At 69.0% G+C, this 17,641-nt stretch carries 17 protein-coding genes; 10 read left to right on the forward strand and 7 right to left on the reverse strand.

The window, feature by feature from the left end; translation table 11 throughout:
* The first annotated feature begins 13 nt into the window (after positions 1-13).
* Positions 14-850 carry a cold-shock protein gene (locus tag COA17_RS20065; protein WP_096612005.1) on the forward strand — a complete coding sequence of 279 codons (837 nt, stop codon included), beginning with the start codon at positions 14-16 and terminating at the stop codon, positions 848-850.
* A gap of 576 nt (positions 851-1,426) precedes the next feature.
* A complete protein-coding gene (locus tag COA17_RS09645; protein WP_245857609.1) occupies positions 1,427-2,251 on the forward strand; it encodes a glutaminyl-peptide cyclotransferase in 825 nt (274 codons plus the stop codon).
* 124 nt (positions 2,252-2,375) lie between these two features.
* On the opposite strand, the gene COA17_RS09650 is transcribed toward COA17_RS09645, so the two are convergent.
* The 4 genes from COA17_RS09650 to COA17_RS09665 form a co-directional block, all read right to left on the reverse strand.
* On the reverse strand, positions 2,376-3,707 hold the full coding sequence (locus tag COA17_RS09650; RefSeq protein WP_096612009.1) for an ammonium transporter: 1,332 nt from the start codon (positions 3,705-3,707) through the stop codon (positions 2,376-2,378).
* Between the two features lie 11 nt (positions 3,708-3,718).
* Positions 3,719-4,057, reverse strand: coding sequence for a P-II family nitrogen regulator (locus COA17_RS09655; RefSeq protein WP_066485802.1), 339 nt, complete (start codon positions 4,055-4,057; stop codon positions 3,719-3,721).
* Between the two features lie 142 nt (positions 4,058-4,199).
* Positions 4,200-4,400: a putative signal transducing protein gene (locus COA17_RS09660; RefSeq protein WP_066485800.1), complete on the reverse strand. Its 201-nt coding sequence runs from the start codon at positions 4,398-4,400 to the stop codon at positions 4,200-4,202.
* Positions 4,401-4,413: 13 nt separating this feature from the next.
* Entirely contained in the window at positions 4,414-4,965 is a 552-nt protein-coding gene (locus tag COA17_RS09665; protein WP_096612011.1) for a pyridoxamine 5'-phosphate oxidase family protein, read from the reverse strand.
* Positions 4,966-5,011: 46 nt separating this feature from the next.
* Here COA17_RS09665 and COA17_RS09670 point away from each other — a divergent pair, with 46 nt between their 5' ends.
* Positions 5,012-5,263 (forward strand): type II toxin-antitoxin system CcdA family antitoxin, encoded by a 252-nt coding sequence (locus tag COA17_RS09670; RefSeq protein WP_066485797.1) that lies wholly within the window; start codon positions 5,012-5,014, stop codon positions 5,261-5,263.
* Positions 5,260-5,559, forward strand: a complete 300-nt coding sequence (locus tag COA17_RS09675; RefSeq protein WP_066485796.1) for a CcdB family protein — start codon at positions 5,260-5,262, stop codon at positions 5,557-5,559. The genes COA17_RS09670 and COA17_RS09675 overlap by 4 nt, the downstream gene beginning before the upstream one ends.
* A 4-nt stretch (positions 5,560-5,563) precedes the next feature.
* Here the strand turns inward: COA17_RS09675 and tldD are convergent, their stop codons facing one another.
* Both tldD and COA17_RS09685 read right to left on the reverse strand, forming a co-directional pair.
* Complete coding sequence (tldD, locus tag COA17_RS09680) at positions 5,564-6,985, reverse strand: metalloprotease TldD (RefSeq protein WP_070321761.1); 1,422 nt, start codon at positions 6,983-6,985, stop codon at positions 5,564-5,566.
* A gap of 32 nt (positions 6,986-7,017) precedes the next feature.
* Positions 7,018-7,254 carry a zinc-finger domain-containing protein gene (locus tag COA17_RS09685; RefSeq protein ID WP_066491923.1) on the reverse strand — a complete coding sequence of 79 codons (237 nt, stop codon included), beginning with the start codon at positions 7,252-7,254 and terminating at the stop codon, positions 7,018-7,020.
* Between the two features lie 89 nt (positions 7,255-7,343).
* Here COA17_RS09685 and COA17_RS09690 point away from each other — a divergent pair, with 89 nt between their 5' ends.
* The 6 genes from COA17_RS09690 to COA17_RS09710 all read left to right on the forward strand — a co-directional run bounded on the left by COA17_RS09690 (position 7,344) and on the right by COA17_RS09710 (position 16,003).
* On the forward strand, positions 7,344-8,270 hold the full coding sequence (locus COA17_RS09690; RefSeq protein ID WP_066491922.1) for an ABC transporter ATP-binding protein: 927 nt from the start codon (positions 7,344-7,346) through the stop codon (positions 8,268-8,270).
* 245 nt (positions 8,271-8,515) lie between these two features.
* Positions 8,516-10,093: an L-aspartate oxidase gene (gene nadB / locus COA17_RS09695; protein ID WP_096612013.1), complete on the forward strand. Its 1,578-nt coding sequence runs from the start codon at positions 8,516-8,518 to the stop codon at positions 10,091-10,093.
* A 169-nt stretch (positions 10,094-10,262) separates the two neighbouring features.
* Complete coding sequence (locus COA17_RS09700; protein ID WP_245857612.1) at positions 10,263-11,384, forward strand: serine hydrolase; 1,122 nt, start codon at positions 10,263-10,265, stop codon at positions 11,382-11,384.
* A gap of 43 nt (positions 11,385-11,427) precedes the next feature.
* Positions 11,428-14,199: a DNA polymerase I gene (polA, locus tag COA17_RS09705; RefSeq protein WP_096612017.1), complete on the forward strand. Its 2,772-nt coding sequence runs from the start codon at positions 11,428-11,430 to the stop codon at positions 14,197-14,199.
* Entirely contained in the window at positions 14,196-14,483 is a 288-nt protein-coding gene (locus tag COA17_RS18780) for a hypothetical protein (RefSeq protein WP_141397068.1), read from the forward strand. The genes polA and COA17_RS18780 overlap by 4 nt, the downstream gene beginning before the upstream one ends.
* Positions 14,480-16,003 carry a lipopolysaccharide biosynthesis protein gene (locus COA17_RS09710; RefSeq protein ID WP_096612019.1) on the forward strand — a complete coding sequence of 508 codons (1,524 nt, stop codon included), beginning with the start codon at positions 14,480-14,482 and terminating at the stop codon, positions 16,001-16,003. The genes COA17_RS18780 and COA17_RS09710 overlap by 4 nt, the downstream gene beginning before the upstream one ends.
* A gap of 46 nt (positions 16,004-16,049) precedes the next feature.
* On the opposite strand, the gene purH is transcribed toward COA17_RS09710, so the two are convergent.
* Positions 16,050-17,627, reverse strand: coding sequence for a bifunctional phosphoribosylaminoimidazolecarboxamide formyltransferase/IMP cyclohydrolase (gene purH, locus COA17_RS09715; protein ID WP_066484823.1), 1,578 nt, complete (start codon positions 17,625-17,627; stop codon positions 16,050-16,052).
* Positions 17,628-17,641 lie beyond the last annotated feature (14 nt).

Raw genomic sequence — 17,641 nt, forward strand, 5'->3', positions numbered from 1 at the left:
GACGAACAGGGTTATGGGTTACGACAAGGGCGGCCGCGGCAATCGCGGCGGGCGTGGGCGCGACAAGCGCGATGGTTTCGGCGGCGGCAGTGACGATTTCGGCGGCGGCGGTGGCTTCGGCGGCGGCGGTTTCGGTTATGAGGACCGCGGCGGCTTCGGCGGCGGCGGTGGTGGTCGCAGCTTCGGCGGCGGCGGCGGTGGTTTCGGTGGCGGCGGCTTCGGCGGTGGCGGTGGCGGCGGCGGTGGTCGCGGCTTCGGTGGTGGCGGCAGCGGCGGCGGTTTCGGCGGCGGTGGCCGCGGGATGCCCCCGCAGGTCGTCGGCGAAGGCACCGGCGTGGTCAAGTTCTTCAACGGCCAGAAGGGCTTCGGCTTCATTGTCCGCGACGACGGTGGTGAGGACGTGTTCGTCCACATCTCCGCCGTGGAGCAGGCCGGCCTGACCGGCCTGGCCGAGGGGCAGCCGCTCGGCTTCACCTTGGTCGATCGCGGCGGCCGCATCTCGGCCACTGATCTCAAGATCGACGGCGAGCCGATGGCGGTGCAGGAACGCGCGCCCCGCGACGGCGGCTTCGGCGGCGGCGATCGTGGTCCGCGCGCCGGCGGTGCCGGTGGTGCCCCACAGCGTCAGCTGACCGGTGAGAAGGCGACCGGCACGGTCAAGTTCTTCAATGCGATGAAGGGCTTCGGCTTTATCCAGCGCGACGACGGGCAGCCTGATGCGTTCGTCCACATCTCCGCCGTCGAGCGTGCGGGGATGCCGACCCTGAACGAGGGCGACCGCCTCAGCTTCGAGATCGAAGTCGATCGTCGCGGCAAATATGCGGCGGTGAACCTCGAAACGGGCAGCTGATCGCTTCCTGACCGACGTTGATCGAACGACGGCCCGTCCGGCACCCGCCGGGCGGGCCGTTGTCGTTCTTGCCTGCGGCGTTTGTCTCCATGCGCACCGTCATCTGCCGACGATGCCATGACCGGCGCGATGACCCTCCCGTCATGCCGGATGGGTTCCGGCGTCCATACTGCCGCGTTCGCGCGCGCCGGCCGGGTCGCGGGACCGCACAGCTCGCACCTCGGCGACCGCGATTCATCCCTACGCCGACGATCCGTCCGTCGACCGGCAGCGGCGGCTACGGGACTCGACGCTGATTCCCGCGCCACGCGGCGGCGGGGCATCGATCTCGCGCAGAGCCGCGGAGACGCACGGAATGGCGTGCTGCCACCGGCGTGTCGTTGTCACCATCATGTCGTCGAGGACGGGTGCCTGGCGCCGGGCATCTTGCCGGTCGCTCCCGTCACTGCCCGCGGCGGGGCGCTGGATCAACGTTGCGGCGGCGCTCGCATCGGCGGTCCCGACCGCCACCAGCGCTTCGCGCCTCCGCGTGAACCACCTTCTTCCGCCCCCTCCCACGCCCCCAGGCTAAAGCCGATGACGCGCCCCGCGATCCGCGGTAAGCCGGTCGCGATGACGCGCTGGTTCCTCCTCCCGCTCGTGGCGCTGGTCGCGCCTGCCTCCGCCGTACCGCAGGCGGCGACCCCCGTCGCCGCCGCCGCGCCGCGCCCGGCGCTGATCGTCCCCACGGTCGTCGCGCGCTATCCGCACGATTCCGCCGCCTTCACCGAGGGGCTGATCTGGAACGGCGGGCAGCTGGTCGAAAGCGTCGGGTTGGAGGGGCAGTCGGACGTGCGCCGCGTTGACCTGGCCACCGGCAAGGTCACTGCGCGGGCGACGATCCCCGCGGCGCAGTTCGGCGAAGGGCTGGCGGCGTGGAAGGGACAGTTGGTCAGCCTGACCTGGCATGACGGCATCGCCCACCGCTGGTCCGCGACCAGCCTCAAGCGGCTGGGCACGCTGCGCTATTCGGGCGAGGGCTGGGGACTGGCGAGCGACGCGACCGGCTTGGTCCGGTCGGACGGCAGCGCGACGCTGACCTTCCACGATCCCGCGACGCTGGCGGTTCGCCGCACGCTGACGGTGTCTTTCGCGGGGCGGCCGCTGACCCAGCTCAACGAGCTGGAGGTGGTCGACGGTGCGATCCTTGCCAATGTCTGGCATCAACCGTTCATCGTCCGCATCGACCCCGCATCGGGGCGTGTCACCGGGGTCATCGACCTGCGAGCAATCGTCGCGGAGGTCGGCGCGACCGATCCAGAGGCGGTTGCCAACGGCATCGCCTGGGACGCGGCGAAGCGCCGGCTGTTCGTCACCGGCAAACGCTGGCCCACCGTGTTCGAGATCCGCCTGCCGCGCTAGCGCGCGTCGCGACCGCATACCGCCACCGCGAAAAATGACCCGGTACGTTGCCGTACCGGGTCGAGGTGTGTCCGCAGGAGGAACCTGGTGAGCGGCGGCGGGCCGTCCCGCCGCCGCAATTTCGTCAACTGTTGTAGGCGCGCTCGCCATGCTCGCCGAGGTCGAGGCCTTCGCGCTCGACCTCCGCACTGACGCGCAGCCCGGTCAGCGCCTTGGCGGCATAGGTGGCGATCACGGTGCCGATCGTCGCCCACACGATGGTGGTGACCACCGCGATGACCTGCGTGGTCAGCTGCGATCCGATCGCGAAGTCCGGCTTGCCCGGCCCGCCAAGCGACGGGGCGTAGACGATCGCGGTGCCGATCGCGCCGATCATGCCGCCGATGCCATGGACGCCGAACGCGTCGAGCGCGTCGTCATAGCCCAGCTTCGGCTTGAGCATCGACACGGCGTAGAAGCAGATCACCGAAGCGACCGCGCCCAGCACGATCGCGCCGAACGGGCCGGAATTGCCCGCCGCCGGGGTGACCGCGACCAGCCCCGCGACGATCCCCGAGCAGAAGCCCAGCGCCGAACCCTTGTGGCCGTTCAGCCGCTCCGCCAGCATCCAGAACAGGCCGCCCGCCGCGGTCGCGACGAAGGTGTTGATCATCGCCAGCGCGGCCGAGCCGTTGGCCTCCAGCGCCGAACCGGCGTTGAACCCGAACCAGCCGACCCACAGCAGGCCGGTGCCCACGCCGGTCATCGTCAGCGAGTGCGGCACGATCCGCTCGGTCGGGTAACCGATGCGCTTGCCCAGGATCAGCGACGCGACCAGCGCCGACACGCCGGCGTTGATGTGCACGACGGTGCCGCCCGCGAAGTCCAGCGCACCCATCTTGAAGAACAGCCCGCCCGATGCCCACACCATGTGCGCGATCGGGAAATAGACGATCGTCAGCCAGATGGCGCCGAACACCATCACCGCGGAAAACTTCATCCGCTCGACGACCGACCCCAGCACCAGCGCGACGGTGATCGCGGCGAAGGTCATCTGGAAGCAGACGAAGACATATTCGGGGATCGCGACCCCGGCGGTGAAGGTGGCGGCGACCGAATCCGGGGTGATCCCCTTCAGGAACGCCTTGCCGAAGCCGGAGATGAAGTCGTTGCCACCGTCGCCGAAGGCCATGGTATAGCCGTAAATCACCCAGATCAGCATCGCGAGGCACGCGACCGCACCGATCTGCGTCATCGTCGACAGCATGTTCTTCGCGCGGGTGAGGCCGCCGTAGAACAGCGCCAGCCCCGGCACGATCATCATCAGCACCAGCACGGTGGAGGTCATCATCCACGCCGTGTCGCCCTTGTTGACCGTCGGCGCGGCGGCGGCGGCCTGCGCGAACGCCGGGCTGGCGGCCAGCGCGCCGAGCGCCAGCATCGCGCCCCCGCCGATCGTCTTCTTCGATAGCGTCATTGTCACCCCCCTCAGAGTGCGGTGTCGTCGGTTTCGCCGGTGCGGATGCGCACCGCCTGCCCGACGTCCAGGACGAAGATCTTGCCGTCGCCGATCGCGCCGGTGTTGGCCGATGCCTGCACCGCTTCCACGACGCGATCGGCGATGTCGGACGCGCAGACGACCTCGATCTTGATCTTGGGCACCATGTTGGTGCTGTATTCGGCACCGCGGTAGATTTCGGTCTGGCCCTTCTGCCGGCCGAACCCCTTGACCTCGGATACCGTCATCCCGGCCACGCCGATCGTGGTGAGCGCCTCGCGCACCTCGTCCAGCTTGAACGGTTTGATGATGGCTATGACCAGCTTCATCGCGCCCCCTTCCGAATAACCCGGAACAGCGCATCGCAAACCGCGTGCCAACCGCCGCCACGGCGTGCGGCGGGCTGCCGCGCGGGCCGACGGGTCTTAACGGAACGTAAAAATTGTGCAGCGCGGCGGAGCTGCCCGTTTTTTAGGCAGGTCCGGCCACCGCCTGCGCCGCGGCCAGATCGTCCTCGTCCACCATCACCCGCACCGGGATCAGCAGCCAGCTGCCATCGGCGATCGACGCGCCGCCGTCGAACGCCAGCGCGGGGATACCGTCCGCCTCCAGCCGCGACACCAGGATGTTCGCCAGATTGCGGTCGTACCGCCCCAGCTCCACCAGTGCCATCAGGCGGGCGCCGTCATGCGGGCGGCTGCGTCGGGTTGCGCACCGGCAGGCCGTCGATGCTCGTCGTCCGCACGGCATATTTGGCGAAGCGCGTCGCATCGCCGTTGGCGGTGTGATATTTGCTCAGCGTCGGGCGCTCGCGCTCGAACGCCATGTACGGCACGCCCCAGCCGCACGAGGTTTGCACCTGCTCCACCGCGATCACGAAGATCTGCCGCGTGCCGGGCAGCAAGGTGAAGTGCCGCGCCAGTTCCGCCCAATCGTCGTCCTGCGGCAGCACCGGGCGTCCGCGGCCGTAGATGCGGAAGATCAGCGCGGGATTGTCGAAGGCGCAGAACATGATCGTGATCCGACCGTCGGCGATCAGATGCGCATTGGTCTCGTTCCCCGAACCCGCGACGTCGAGATAGGCGACGGTGCGATCGTCCAATACCCGGAAACTGTCCATCCCCTTGGGGCTGAGGTTGATCCGCGCATCCGCCGCGGCGGTGGCCACGAAAAACACCGGCTGCTTCGCAACGAACGCGCGGTGATCGTCGGTCAAAGCGGGGAAGAACTCGGCCATCGTGCGCTCCGTTGACGCGCATGGAGGATGCGCATAGCGTGAGTGTATGAGACATGAAAACCTCCAGACGGGCAAGCCGAAACGCCAATCGGTCAACCTGTCGCTCGACACCGGCATCGTGGCCGCGGCGCGCGAGACGGGGCTGAACCTGTCGCAGATCAGCGAGGACGCGATCCGCCGTGCGACCAAGGCCGAGCAGGAGCGTCGCTGGCAGGAACAGAACCGACCGGCGATCGACGCGTGGAGCCGCTGGTACGAACAGAACGGTCACCCGCTGGAAAAGCACAAGGCGAGGTGAGGGCGCAGTTCGACGTCTATCGGCTGTCCGACGCGACGCTCGTGGTGGATGTCCAGTCGCCGCTCGCCTCGGTGCATGCGACGCGCTTCGTCATTCCGCTGCTGCCCCTGGACGACGCCACGCCGCCGATCCCGCGGCTCAACCCACAGGTCAGCATGGAGGGGCAGCCATGGGTTCTGGCCACGCATTTCGCGACCACGGTTGACAACCGTATCCTTACGTCCCTCGCAGGGTCGCTGGCGGATCAGGAAGGGGCGATCAAGGGCGCGCTCGACTTCCTGGTCAACGGGTTCTGACCGCCTAGGCCGCCGCGGTCCCGCCCACCGTCAGCCCACCGACCAAGAGCGTCGGCTGCCCGACGCCGGCGGGCACGCTCTGCCCGCCCTTGCCGCACACGCCGATCCCCTCGTCCAGCGCCATGTCGTTGCCGATGCCCTGCACGCGCGTCAGCACGCTCGGCCCGTCGCCGATCAGCGTCGCGCCCTTGATCGGCGCGCCCAGCTTCCCGTCCTCGATCAGATAGGCCTCGGTGCAGGAGAAGACGAACTTCCCCGACACGATGTCGACCTGCCCGCCGCCGAACGACTTGGCGAAGATGCCCTTATTCACGCGCGACAGCAGTTCGGCCGGATCGTCCTGCCCGCCCTTCATGAAGGTGTTGGTCATCCGCGGCATCGGCGCGTGCGCATAGCTTTCGCGGCGGCCGTTGCCGGTCGGCTCGACCCCCATCAGCCGCGCGTTGAGCCGGTCCTGCATATAGCCCTTGAGGAAGCCGTCCTCGATCAGGATTGTCTCGCGCGTCGGCGTGCCCTCGTCATCGATGGTCAGGCTGCCGCGGCGGTCGGCGATCGCGCCGTCGTCGACCACGGTCACGCCGCGCGCCGCCACCTGCTCGCCGATCCGGCCGGAGAAGGCCGACGTGCCCTTGCGGTTGAAATCACCCTCCAGCCCGTGGCCGATCGCCTCGTGCAGCAGCACGCCGGGCCAGCCCGGCCCGAGCAGCACCGTCATCTCGCCCGCTGGTGCCGCGACCGATTCCAGGTTCACCAGCGCCTGCGCCAGCGCCTCGTCGATCGCGCGATTCCACGTCGCCGGATCGAACAGCTGGTCGTACAGATAGCGCCCGCCGATCCCGAAGGTCCCCGTCTCGCGCCGCCCGTTCGTCTCCGCGACGATCGACACGTTCAGCCGCACCAGCGGGCGTACGTCGGTGGCGACGAACCCGTCGGGGCGCACCACCTCCACAACGCTCCACGTCCCCGACAGCGAGACCGACACCTGCGCCACGCGCGGATCGCGCGCGCGGGCGGCGGCGTCGATCGTCTGGCACAAGTTCACCTTGTCGGCGAAGGGGATCAGGTCGAGCGGATCGGCGTCGGTGTACAGGCGATGGTTGGTGCGCGCGGGCGGCGCGGCGCGGGCGGCAATCGACGGGTCGATCAGCGCCATCGTCTCGCCCGCGCGGCGGATCGCCGCCTCCGACAGTTCGTTGGCGTGCGCGAAGGCGGTCATCTCGCCCGATACCGCGCGCAGGCCGAAACCGGCATTGGTGTCGTAGGTCGCGGTCTTCAGCCGCCCGTCGTCGAATCCGAACGCCTCCGCGCGGCGATATTGCAGGAACAGCTCGCCATCGTCGGCCTTCGCCAGGACGTCGGCGGTGACGCGCAGCGCGGTGTCGGGATCGAGCGTGTCGCGGTACAGGAAGGAGCGGGGGTCGGTCATCGCGCCAAGATAGGCGCGCACGCTGCCTGATACTACTGCGGGCTCGCGCCTTCGGAAATGTCGGGCAGGCGGCTGTGGTCGGCCCCGTCGGCGGGGCCGCCGATCAGCACGAAGCGCCGGTCGCAATAGCCGCAATCGACATAGCCATGCTCGTCGATCTGCAGCCACACGCGCGGATGGCCCAGCGCCGCGCCGCCGGGAATGTCGCTCGCCCCGTCGCAGGCGATGCGGGTCTGGGAAACGCGGACGATTTCGGGCGGCGGCAACATGGCCGATCCGTTAGCAAGCCGCGCGCGATGCGACAATTCCTTTCGCCGCAAGGATTGGAATCGCTCGCCCGCGCGCGTAATCCCCGCGCATGACCGACGCCGCTATCGCCATCCGCGACCTGTGCAAGACCTATCAGGGCGGCAAGCGCGCGCTCGACGGGGTCAGTTTCGACGTGCCGCGCGGCAGCATCTTCGGATTGCTCGGCCCCAATGGCGCGGGCAAGTCGACGCTCATCAACATCCTGGCCGGGTTGGTCAACAAGACCAGCGGCAGCGCCGAGATCTGGGGCTTCGACATCGACGCGCATCCCCGCAATGCGAAGGCGTCGATCGGCATCGTCAACCAAGAGATATTGTTCGACCCGTTCTTCACCCCGGTGGAGACGCTGGAGATCCAGGCCGGCCTGTACGGCGTGCCGAAGAAGGATCGCCGCTCGATGGAGCTGCTGCGCGCGGTCCATCTGGAGGACAAGGCGAAGGCCTATGCCCGCACGCTGTCGGGCGGCATGAAGCGGCGGCTGATGGTGGCCAAGGCGATGGTCCATTCGCCGCCCGTGCTGGTGCTGGACGAGCCCACCGCGGGCGTCGACATCGAGCTGCGTCAGCAATTGTGGAGCTATGTGCGCAGCCTCAACGACGCGGGCGTGACGGTGGTGCTGACCACCCACTATCTGGAGGAGGCGGAGGAGCTGTGCGATCGCATCGCGATCATCAACCACGGCCGCGTCATCGCCAACGAACCGACCGCCGAGCTGCTTGGCAAGGCGCAGGAGAAGATCGTCGCGGTCACCGTCGACCGCGACGTCGCCGCGCTGCCGCGCTCGACCTGTTTCGAGAAGATCGTGCTGAAGGGCACGCGCACGCTGGAGATCACCTATTCCAAGGACCGGGTGAACGCCGGCGAGGTGCTGGGCGCGGTGCAGGCCGAAGGTTTCGGGATCGTCGACGTCTCCACCAAGGAAGCCGATCTGGAGGACGTGTTCCTCAGTCTCACCCGCGCCGCCAACGCGGGGTAGGGGGGCGGTCCCCGGCCTGCCGTGACCCCGGGGCCGCGCGCGGTGACGACGGTTGCGATCCCAACCCTGGGTTCCGGCGCACGCCGGAACCCAGGGCCGCGCTACCGCCAACGATATCAGCAACACCGCTACACCCCCTGTCCCACACCCCCCGATCTATGCCACATGATCGTCATGCCCCGCCTGATCCCCGCTGCGACACCCCGCTTCCGTCTCAACATTCGCAACATTCGCGGCGGCGCACGATGAGCGCCGGCGATGTCCTGATCGTCGGATCGGGGGCTGCCGGGCTGACCGCCGCGCTCAACCTGGCGGACCGGTTCAGGGTCACCGTGCTGGCCAAGGGCGCGCTCAACGAAGGGTCGACCGCTTGGGCGCAGGGCGGGATCGCCGCGGTGCTGGAACCGGGCGACACGTTCGACAACCATGTCGAGGATACGATGGTCGCGGGCGCCGGCCTCAACGACCGCGACGTGGTGGAGATGGTGGTGGAGCGCGCGCCCGCCGCGATCCACCGGCTGCAGGAACTGGGCGTCCCCTTCGCCGAGGAAGGCGGCGCGCTGCACCTGACGCGCGAGGGCGGCCATTCGCACCGTCGCATCGTCCATGTCGCCGACGCCACCGGCTGGGCGGTGCAGGAGGCGTTGCAACGCGCGGCGGAGGCGCATCCGAACATCACGCTGGTGCCCGATCAGGTCGCGATCGACCTGGCGACCAGCCGGCACGAGCAACGCTATTCGGGTGCGGGCAACGTGTGGGGCGTCTATGCGATCGACCGGCAGAGCGGGCGGGTCGCGCTGCACACCGCGCGCGCGACGGTGCTGGCGACCGGCGGCGCGGGGCGCACCTATCTGTTCTCCACCGCGCCGCGCGGCGCGACCGGGGACGGGATCGCGATGGCCTGGAGGGCGGGAGCCCGGGTGGCCAACATGGAATTCATGCAGTTCCACCCGACCTGCCTCTATCACCTGGAGGTCAAGAACTTCCTGATCACCGAGGCGGTGCGCGGCGAGGGCGGGCGGCTGATCAACCCGGTCACCGGCAGGCGCTTCATGCCTTACTACGACGAGCGGCTGGAACTGGCGCCGCGCGACGTGGTGGCGCGCGCGATCGACGCGGAGATCAAGCGCTACGGCCTCGATTACGTCCATCTCGACATCAGCCACATGCCCGCCGACTTCATCCGCGGGCATTTCCCGAACATCTACGACAAATTGCTGGGGCTGGGCATCGACATGACGGTCGCGCCGATCCCGGTGGTGCCGGCGCAGCATTATACCTGCGGCGGGATCATGGTGGATCAGGACGGGCGCACCGACCTGCCGGGGCTGTACGCGGCCGGGGAATGCACCGAAAGCGGGCTGCACGGCGCCAATCGCCTCGCCAGCAATTCGCTGCTGGAATGTTTCGTGTTCGGCGAGGCGGCGGCGCGCCACATCGCCGCCAATTGGGACGCGCTGCCCGCCGTCCCGTCGATCCGCCCATGGGACGAAAGCCGCGTGACCGATTCCGACGAGGAAGTAGTCATCAAGCAGAACTGGACCGAAATCCGCCGCTTCATGTGGAATTACGTCGGCATCGTGCGGACGACCAAGCGGCTGGAGCGGGCGAAGCACCGCATCGACCTGCTCCGGTCGGAGATCGAGGATTATTACGGCCATTTCCGCGTGACGCCGGACCTGATCGAGCTGCGCAATCTGCTCCAGACCGCCGACCTCATCGTCCGCTCGGCGCTGCACCGCAAGGAAAGCCGCGGGCTGCACTATACGCTCGACTATCCGCAGCTGGTCGATCCGCCGGTCGATACGGTGCTGGTGCCGTGATGCGCGCGGCGCGATCGGCATCGGAATCAACGGCTTGATCGTCGGCGGCCGACCGGTCGCGACTCGTCGCACGTCCGGGGGCGGTCGTCGCACCGGCACGTCCGCCGGGATTGCCACGCCCGTCCCCCCCGCCGAAGGCTCCGGTTCGGCAGGGGTGGGCGTACACGACATGGACAGCAGGACTTTGGGACGCCGCGCGATCATGATCGGCTGGTCGCTGCTGATCGCCGGATGCGGCGCCGGGGCGGGATCCGCGCTGATCCCCGCCGCCCCGCCCGCGCCGCTGGTGTCGATCCCGCTACCCCCGCCGCCGGTGCAGACCCGCCCGTCGCTGCCGCCGCGCGCGTTGCAGGGGCGCGTCAGCGAGCTGATCCGCGCCTTCCCCGGAAAGGCGGGGGCGGCGATCCGCTCGGTCGACGAAGGCTGGGTGGTGGGGCAGGGCGGCGACCTGTCGCTGCCGCAGCAGAGTGTCAGCAAATTGTGGGTCGCGATGACGGTGCTGGCGCAGCGCGACGCCGGGCGGCTGAAGCTGGACGAGCAGGTGCTGGTCACGCGCGACGACCTGACCCTGTTCCACCAGCCGATCGCCGCGCTGGTGAAGGGTGAGGGGTATCGCACCACGTTGTCCGGGCTGCTGACGCGCGCCCTGACGCAGAGCGACAATACCGCCAACGACCGGCTGCTGACCTATGTCGGCGGCCCGGCGGCGGTGCGGCGTTTCCTGGCGTCGAAGGAACTGACCGGCATCCGCTTCGGACCCGGTGAACGCCTGCTGCAAAGCGGCACCGCCGGGCTGACGTGGAAACAGTCGATGGCGCTGGGCCGCGGGTTCGAGGCGGCGCGCGCCCGGCTGGCGCCGGCGGTGCGGCAGGCGGCGATGCAGCGCTATATCGACAATCCGCCCGACGGGGCGTCGCCCAACGGCATCACCGCCGCGCTGGCGCGGCTGGCGCGCGGCGAGTTGCTGACCGAAACCTCGACGCGCATCCTGCTCGACACGATGGCCGCCTCGCGCACCGGACATGCCCGGCTGCGCGCGGCGACGCCCGCCGGGTGGCAGCTGGCGCACAAGACCGGGACGGGGCAGGAACTGGGCCGTCGCAACGCCGGGTTCAACGACGTCGGGCTGCTGACCGCGCCCGATGGCCGGCGCTATGCCATCGCGGTGATGATCGGCGACACGACCGCGCCGATGCGCGACCGGCAGAAACTGATCCAGGACGTGTGCGCCGCGCTGACCGGCGCGCAGCCGCGGCGCGGGGCGGCGGAGGTGGACGAAAGCGTCGAATAGCTTGGCGGTTTCGCCCGCGCGCGAATCGCTTTAGGGCAGGGCCATGCCGCACCTCTACCTCGTCGACGGATCGGGCTACATCTTCCGTGCCTATCACCGTCTGCCCCCCCTCACCAACAAGCATGGCGAGCCGGTCGGCGCGGTCTATGGCTATACCGCGATGCTGTGGAAACTGGCCGACCAGCTCCACAAGGCGGATGGCCCGACGCACATGGCGGTGGTGCTCGACAAGTCCAGCAAGACGTTCCGCAACGATTTGTACGACCAGTACAAGGCGCATCGCCCGCCCCCGCCGGAGGATCTGGTCCCGCAATTCCCGATGATCCGCGATGCCACCCGCGCCTTCTCGCTGCCGTGCATCGAGACCGAGGGGCTCGAGGCGGACGACATCATCGCCTGCTACACCCAGGCCGCGCTGGCGGAAGGGTGGCAGGTGACGATCGTCAGCTCCGACAAGGATCTGATGCAGCTGATGACCGATCCCTCGGTCGACATGCTCGACACGATGAACAACCGCACGCTCGGCCCCGATTACGTGGTCGAGAAGTTCGGCGTTGGCCCGGAGAAGCTGGGCGACGTGCTGGCGCTGATGGGGGACAGCGTCGACAACGTCCCCGGTGTCCCGGGTGTCGGCCCCAAGACCGCCGCGAAGCTGATCGCCGAGCATGGCGATCTGGAAGCGGTGCTCGCCGCCGCGCCGGACATGAAGAAGGGCAAGCTGCGCGACAATCTGATCGACCATGCCGACAATGCCCGGCTGTCGAAGGTGCTGGTGACGCTGAAATGCGACGCGCCGCTGCCGCAGCCACTCGACGAACTGGCGCTGCAGGGGATTCCCGATGCGCCGCTGCGCGCCTTCCTGGAGCATCACGGGTTCCGCACCCTGCTGTCGCGGTTGGGCCAGGTCGCCGACGCGCCGGTCGCCGAGCCGGCCGGCGTGCCGCCTGAGCAGGACCCGCCGTGCAACCACGACGGCTACGAAACCGTGGTGGACGAAGGCGCGCTGGACCGCTGGATCGCGGTCGCGCGGCACCAGGGCTGGGTGGCGATCGATACCGAGACGACCGGCAAGGATCCGATGGCCGCCGAGCTGGTCGGCATCTCGCTCGCGCTCCACCCCAATCTGGCCTGTTACGTGCCGCTGGCGCATGGCGGCACCGACATGTTCGCCGAAAAGCCGGTGCAGCTCGACGCCGCGGTCGCGCTGGCGAAGCTGAAGCCGCTGCTGGAGGACGCCAGCGTCCTCAAGATCGGGCACAACCTCAAATACGATATGATCGTGCTGGCGCGCGCCTATGCCGCGAGCGGGGGCGTCGTGCTGGCGCCTTATGACGACACGATCGTGATGAGCTTCGCGCTCGACGCCGGGCTGCACGGCCATGGCATGGACGAACTCGCCGCGACGCATCTGTCGCACAGCTGCATCGCGTACAAGGATGTCGTCGGCACCGGCAAGAAGGCACTGGGTTTCCACGAAGTCGACCTGAAGGCCGCGACCCGCTACGCCGCGGAGGATGCCGACGTCACGCTGCGGCTGTGGCGGCGGTTCGGGCCGCGCCTGCCGGTGGAAAGCGCGACGCGCGTCTACCAGATGGTCGACCGCCCGCTGGTCGCGGTGGTCGCGCGGATGGAGCAGCGCGGGGTGAAGGTCGACCGCGAGCGGCTGGCACAGCTGTCCGGCGACTTTTCCGCGCAGATCGCGACGCTGGAGACGGTCGTCCACGACCTTGCCGGCGGGCCGTTCACGATCGGCAGCCCCAAGCAACTGGGCGACGTCCTGTTCGAGCGGATGGGGCTGAAGGGCGGACGCAAGGGCAAGAGCGGGGTCTATTCCACCGACGTGACCGAGCTGGAGCGGCTGTCGGTCGACAAGGACTCTCCGGGCGCCGCGATTGCGACCAAGGTGCTGGAATGGCGCCAGCTGACCAAGCTGAAGAACACCTATACCGATGCGTTGCAGGAACAGATCAACCCCGCCACCGGGCGCGTCCACACCAGCTATTCGCTGACCGGCGCGCAGACCGGGCGACTGTCGTCGACCGACCCCAATCTTCAGAACATCCCGATCCGTACCGAGGTGGGGCGGCAGATCCGCGATGCCTTCGTCGCCGAACCGGGCAACGTCATCCTGGCGGCCGACTATTCGCAGATCGAGCTGCGGCTGGCCGCGCACATGGCCGACGTGCCGCAGCTGAAGGAAGCGTTCGCGCGGGGCGACGACATCCACAGCCTGACGGCGCAGGAATTGTTCGGTGAGGTGACGCGCGACACCCGCGCCAGCGCCAAGACGATCAACTTCGCGATCCTCTACGGCATCAGCCGCTGGGGGCTGGCGGGGCGGCTGGATATCTCGGCGGACGAGGCGCAGTCGATGATCGACCGCTATTTCGATCGCTTCCCCGGCATCAACCGCTACATCGCCGAAACGCTGACCCAGGTGCGCGAGCGCGGCTACACCACCACGCTGTTCGGACGGAAGACGCATTTCCCGCGCATCCGGAGCAAGGTGCAGCACGAACGCCAGGGCGCCGAGCGCGCCGCGATCAACGCGCCGATCCAGGGCACTAGCGCCGATATCATCAAGCGCGCGATGCTGCGCATGGAACCCGCGCTCGCCGAGGCCGGGCTGACCGACGTGCGGATGCTGCTCCAGGTCCATGACGAACTGGTGTTCGAATTGCCCGAGCGCGACGTGGATGCGGCGCGCGCGGTGATCGCGCGGGTGATGGCGGGAGCCGCCGAACCGGCGGTGGTGCTGGACGTGCCGCTGGGCGTGGAGATCGGCGTCGGGAAGAGCTGGGGAGAGGCGCATTGACCGCGCAGCTTGGCAGCGGGCTGCAGCCCGCTGACTCAAGCAAGCGCGGCCGGCGGGCACTGCCCGTCCGGACCTGTCCTGACCGCCTGCCTTGCAGGCAGTCGAAGGGCGGCTTTGCCGCGCCGCGCCCCACCCACAAGGCCGTTCGCCTCGAGCAGCCGTGGAGCGAAGCCGAGACGGCGTGTCGAGAGGTGGCCCGGCGCCGCACCTTCTCGACGGACGGGTTCTCGACGGTGCTCGAACCCTGCTCGAAGCGAACGGTGGTGGGGCGCTGCTCGGCATGACCGCCACCGACCAGAGCGAGGATATCGCCGCGCTCGCCAAGGGCGGCCGCACCAACGTGGCCGGTTTCGTCCTGCGGCTGGGCGCTCGCATCCCGTTCCTGTTCATCGCGGGCCATATGTATGGCGCGGAACTGGTCGGGCGGTTCGCGATCGCGGTCGTCGTGGTCGAATTTGCGGCGCTGCTCGCCACGCTCGGGCTGAAGCGCGGGCTGGCGCAGGCGCTGTCCTCCACGCAGCGCCCGCACAATCACGTCGTCTTCGACGCGCTTGCGCTCGCCACGATTGCCAGCCTGCTCGCCAGCCTGGCGCTGTTCGCCTTTCCCGAGGCGATGTACCCCAATTCGGCGATCGGCGGGCTGGACCGGTTCTTCCCGCTCATCATCCTGGCCCCGGCGCTGTCCGACGTCAGCCTCGCCGCGCTCGCCTATCGCCACGATGTGAAGGCCAGCGTCACCGCGCGCGCGGTGATCGAGCCGTGGACGCTGTCGATCTTCGCGTTCGTCTTCTCGTTCTTCACGCATAAGGACGGGCTGGTGCTGGCGTACGTTGCCAGCATGGTTGCCGCGCTGACAGCCAGTATCGTGCCGCTGATCCGCAGCTATGGCGTGCCGCACGGCTGGTCGCCGCATGTCGGGCAATTGTGGCAGATGACGCGCGCGAACACCCCGCTGGCGGGCGCCGACGCGCTGGAATGGGGCAGCCGCAACGTCGACCGGCTGATCCTGGGCACGCTGTTCCCGCCCAGCGTGGTCGGCATCTATTACATGGCGCAACAGGTCGCCAGCCTGCCGCAGAAGCTGAAGACCAGCTTCGACCCGATCCTGGGCCCGGTCGTGACGCAGAGCCTGGCGCGCGGCGATCTGGCGGCGATCGCGCGGCAGGTGCGGCAGGTGGCGTTCTGGATCATCGCCGCGCAACTGGCGCTGGCGATCACCGCCTCGATCCCGCGCGAGGGGGTGATGGCGACGATCGGCCCGCAGTTCGTCAGCGGCGCGGCGGCGATGGTGTTCCTGCTGTTCGCGGAAGTCTTCGCCTCGACCGGCGCGGTATCCGAATCGGCGCTGGTCTATATGGCGCGGCACCGCAATCTGCTGGTGTCGATGTCGATGCTGGCGTTGCAGATCGCGCTGTCGTTCGCGCTGATCCTGGCGCTGCGTGCGGCGGGCTATGGCGTGACGGTGCAGGCCGCGGGTGCGCCGGTCGCGCTGATGCTGGTGCTGCTGCTCACCTCGTTCATCAAGGCATGGATGCTCGGCCGGCTGCTGGGCAGCAGCGTCTCGCCGATGCGCTGGCCGCTGGTCTGGGCGGCGTGCGCGGGGGCGCTGGTGGGCGGGGCGTTCGCGCTGCTGCCGCCGGGTTGGCGCTGGGCGCAGGTGTCGATCGGGGTGGCCGCGACGCTGGCCGCGTATCTGTTCGTGATCTGGCGCTACGCCTTCGGTCCGGAGGACCGCGCGCTGTTCAGCAAGATGCCGAGCGCGGAGGAAGCGACCTTGCCGAACGAGGGCGGGTTCATCCGCTGAACCGGTCTCCCCCGCGTCAGACCGTCGCGGGGGCGCGGGCGGCGGATCAATGGCGGAAGTGGCGCATGCCGGTGAAGATCATCGCCAGCCCCGCCTTGTCCGCCGCCGCGATCACGTCGGCGTCGCGGATCGACCCGCCCGGCTGGATCACCGCGGTCGCCCCGGCTTCCACCGCCGCCAGCAGACCGTCGGCGAAGGGGAAGAAGGCGTCGCTGGCCACCGCCGAGCCGATCGTGCGGGGCGCGTCCCACCCCGCCTTGTCGGCGGCATCCTTCGCCTTCCACGCCGCGATCCGCGCCGATTCCAGGCGGTTCATCTGTCCCGCGCCGACGCCCGCGGTCGCGCCGTCCCTGGCATAGACGATCGCGTTCGACTTGACGTGCTTGGCCACCGTCCAGGCGAACAGGCAGTCGGCCAGTTCCTGGTCGGTCGGCTGGCGCTGCGTCACCACCTTCAGGTCGGACCGCCCGATCCGCCCGGCATCGCGCGACTGGACCAGCCAGCCGCCGGCGATCGTCTTCGCGGTCAGCCCGGCGCGCGCCGGATCGGGCAGGTCGCCGGTCAGCAGCAGGCGCAAGTTCTTCTTCGCCGCGAACAGCGCGATCGCTTCCTCATCGGCGTCGGGCGCCACCACCACTTCGGTGAAGATGCCGGTGATCGCCTCCGCAGTGGCGCGGTCGAGCGGGCGGTTGACCGCGATGATCCCGCCGAACGCGCTGACCGTGTCGCACGCGAACGCGGCCCGATACGCCTCGGTCAGCGTCGCGCCGGTGGCGACGCCGCACGGATTGGCATGCTTGACGATCACGCAGGCGGGATCGCCGTCGCGAAATTCGCTGACCAGTTCCAGCGCGGCATCGGCATCGTTGTAATTGTTGTAGCTCAGCGCCTTGCCCTGCACCTGCCGCGCCTGGCCGATCCCGCGCGCCTGCGTGCCCGCGGCGGCGTAGAAGGCGGCGTGCTGGTGCGGGTTCTCGCCATAGCGAAGCTCAGGCCCGGCGCGCTTGAGCACGAACGGCAGCGTATCCGGGAAGGTCAGCCCCTGGTCGGCGAACGCGAACCAGCTGGCGATCGCGGCGTCATATTCGGCCGTCAGCGCGAACGCCTTGGCCGCCAGCCGCTTGCGGTCGGCCAGCGTCGTTTCGCCCGAGATGACCAGCGGATAGTCGGCCGGATCGGTGACGATCGCGACATAGGCGTGGTTCTTCGCCGCGGAGCGCACCATCGACGGGCCGCCGATGTCGATATTCTCGACCACCTCGTCACGCCCGGCGCCCTTTGCCACCGTCTGCTGGAAGGGATAGAGGTTGACGACGACCAGGTCGATCGCGCCGATCCCGTGTTCCTCCATCGACGCGGCATGTGCGGCATCGTCACGCACCGCCAGCAGCCCGCCATGCACCTTGGGGTGGAGCGTCTTGACCCGCCCGTCCATCATCTCCGGGAAGCCGGTCACGTCGGAAATGTCGCGCACCGGCAGGCCGGCGTCGCGTAGCGCCTTCGCGGTGCCGCCGGTGGAGATCAGGTCGACGCCATTGGCTGCCAGCGCGGTGGCGAGTTCGACGATGCCGGTCTTGTCGGATACTGACAGGAGCGCGCGACGGATGGGGAGGGTGGTCGTCATCCGCGCGCGGATAG

The sequence above is a fragment of the Sphingomonas ginsenosidimutans genome, from assembly GCF_002374835.1.
Classification (GTDB): Bacteria; Pseudomonadota; Alphaproteobacteria; order Sphingomonadales; family Sphingomonadaceae; genus Sphingomonas; species Sphingomonas ginsenosidimutans.

Bases quoted from the DNA above. Each gene is read 5' to 3' on its own strand.
- COA17_RS20065 (WP_096612005.1), top strand. From the start codon at position 14: ATGGGTTACGACAAGGGCGGCCGCGGCAATCGCGGCGGGCGTGGGCGC.
- COA17_RS09645 (WP_245857609.1), top strand. From the start codon at position 1,427: ATGACGCGCCCCGCGATCCGCGGTAAGCCGGTCGCGATGACGCGCTGG.
- COA17_RS09650 (WP_096612009.1), bottom strand. From the start codon at position 3,707: ATGACGCTATCGAAGAAGACGATCGGCGGGGGCGCGATGCTGGCGCTC.
- COA17_RS09655 (WP_066485802.1), bottom strand. From the start codon at position 4,057: ATGAAGCTGGTCATAGCCATCATCAAACCGTTCAAGCTGGACGAGGTG.
- COA17_RS09660 (WP_066485800.1), bottom strand. From the start codon at position 4,400: ATGGCACTGGTGGAGCTGGGGCGGTACGACCGCAATCTGGCGAACATC.
- COA17_RS09665 (WP_096612011.1), bottom strand. From the start codon at position 4,965: ATGGCCGAGTTCTTCCCCGCTTTGACCGACGATCACCGCGCGTTCGTT.
- COA17_RS09670 (WP_066485797.1), top strand. From the start codon at position 5,012: ATGAGACATGAAAACCTCCAGACGGGCAAGCCGAAACGCCAATCGGTC.
- tldD (WP_070321761.1), bottom strand. From the start codon at position 6,985: ATGACCGACCCCCGCTCCTTCCTGTACCGCGACACGCTCGATCCCGAC.
- COA17_RS09685 (WP_066491923.1), bottom strand. From the start codon at position 7,254: ATGTTGCCGCCGCCCGAAATCGTCCGCGTTTCCCAGACCCGCATCGCC.
- COA17_RS09690 (WP_066491922.1), top strand. From the start codon at position 7,344: ATGACCGACGCCGCTATCGCCATCCGCGACCTGTGCAAGACCTATCAG.
- nadB (WP_096612013.1), top strand. From the start codon at position 8,516: ATGAGCGCCGGCGATGTCCTGATCGTCGGATCGGGGGCTGCCGGGCTG.
- COA17_RS09700 (WP_245857612.1), top strand. From the start codon at position 10,263: ATGGACAGCAGGACTTTGGGACGCCGCGCGATCATGATCGGCTGGTCG.
- polA (WP_096612017.1), top strand. From the start codon at position 11,428: ATGCCGCACCTCTACCTCGTCGACGGATCGGGCTACATCTTCCGTGCC.
- COA17_RS09710 (WP_096612019.1), top strand. From the start codon at position 14,480: ATGACCGCCACCGACCAGAGCGAGGATATCGCCGCGCTCGCCAAGGGC.
- purH (WP_066484823.1), bottom strand. From the start codon at position 17,627: ATGACGACCACCCTCCCCATCCGTCGCGCGCTCCTGTCAGTATCCGAC.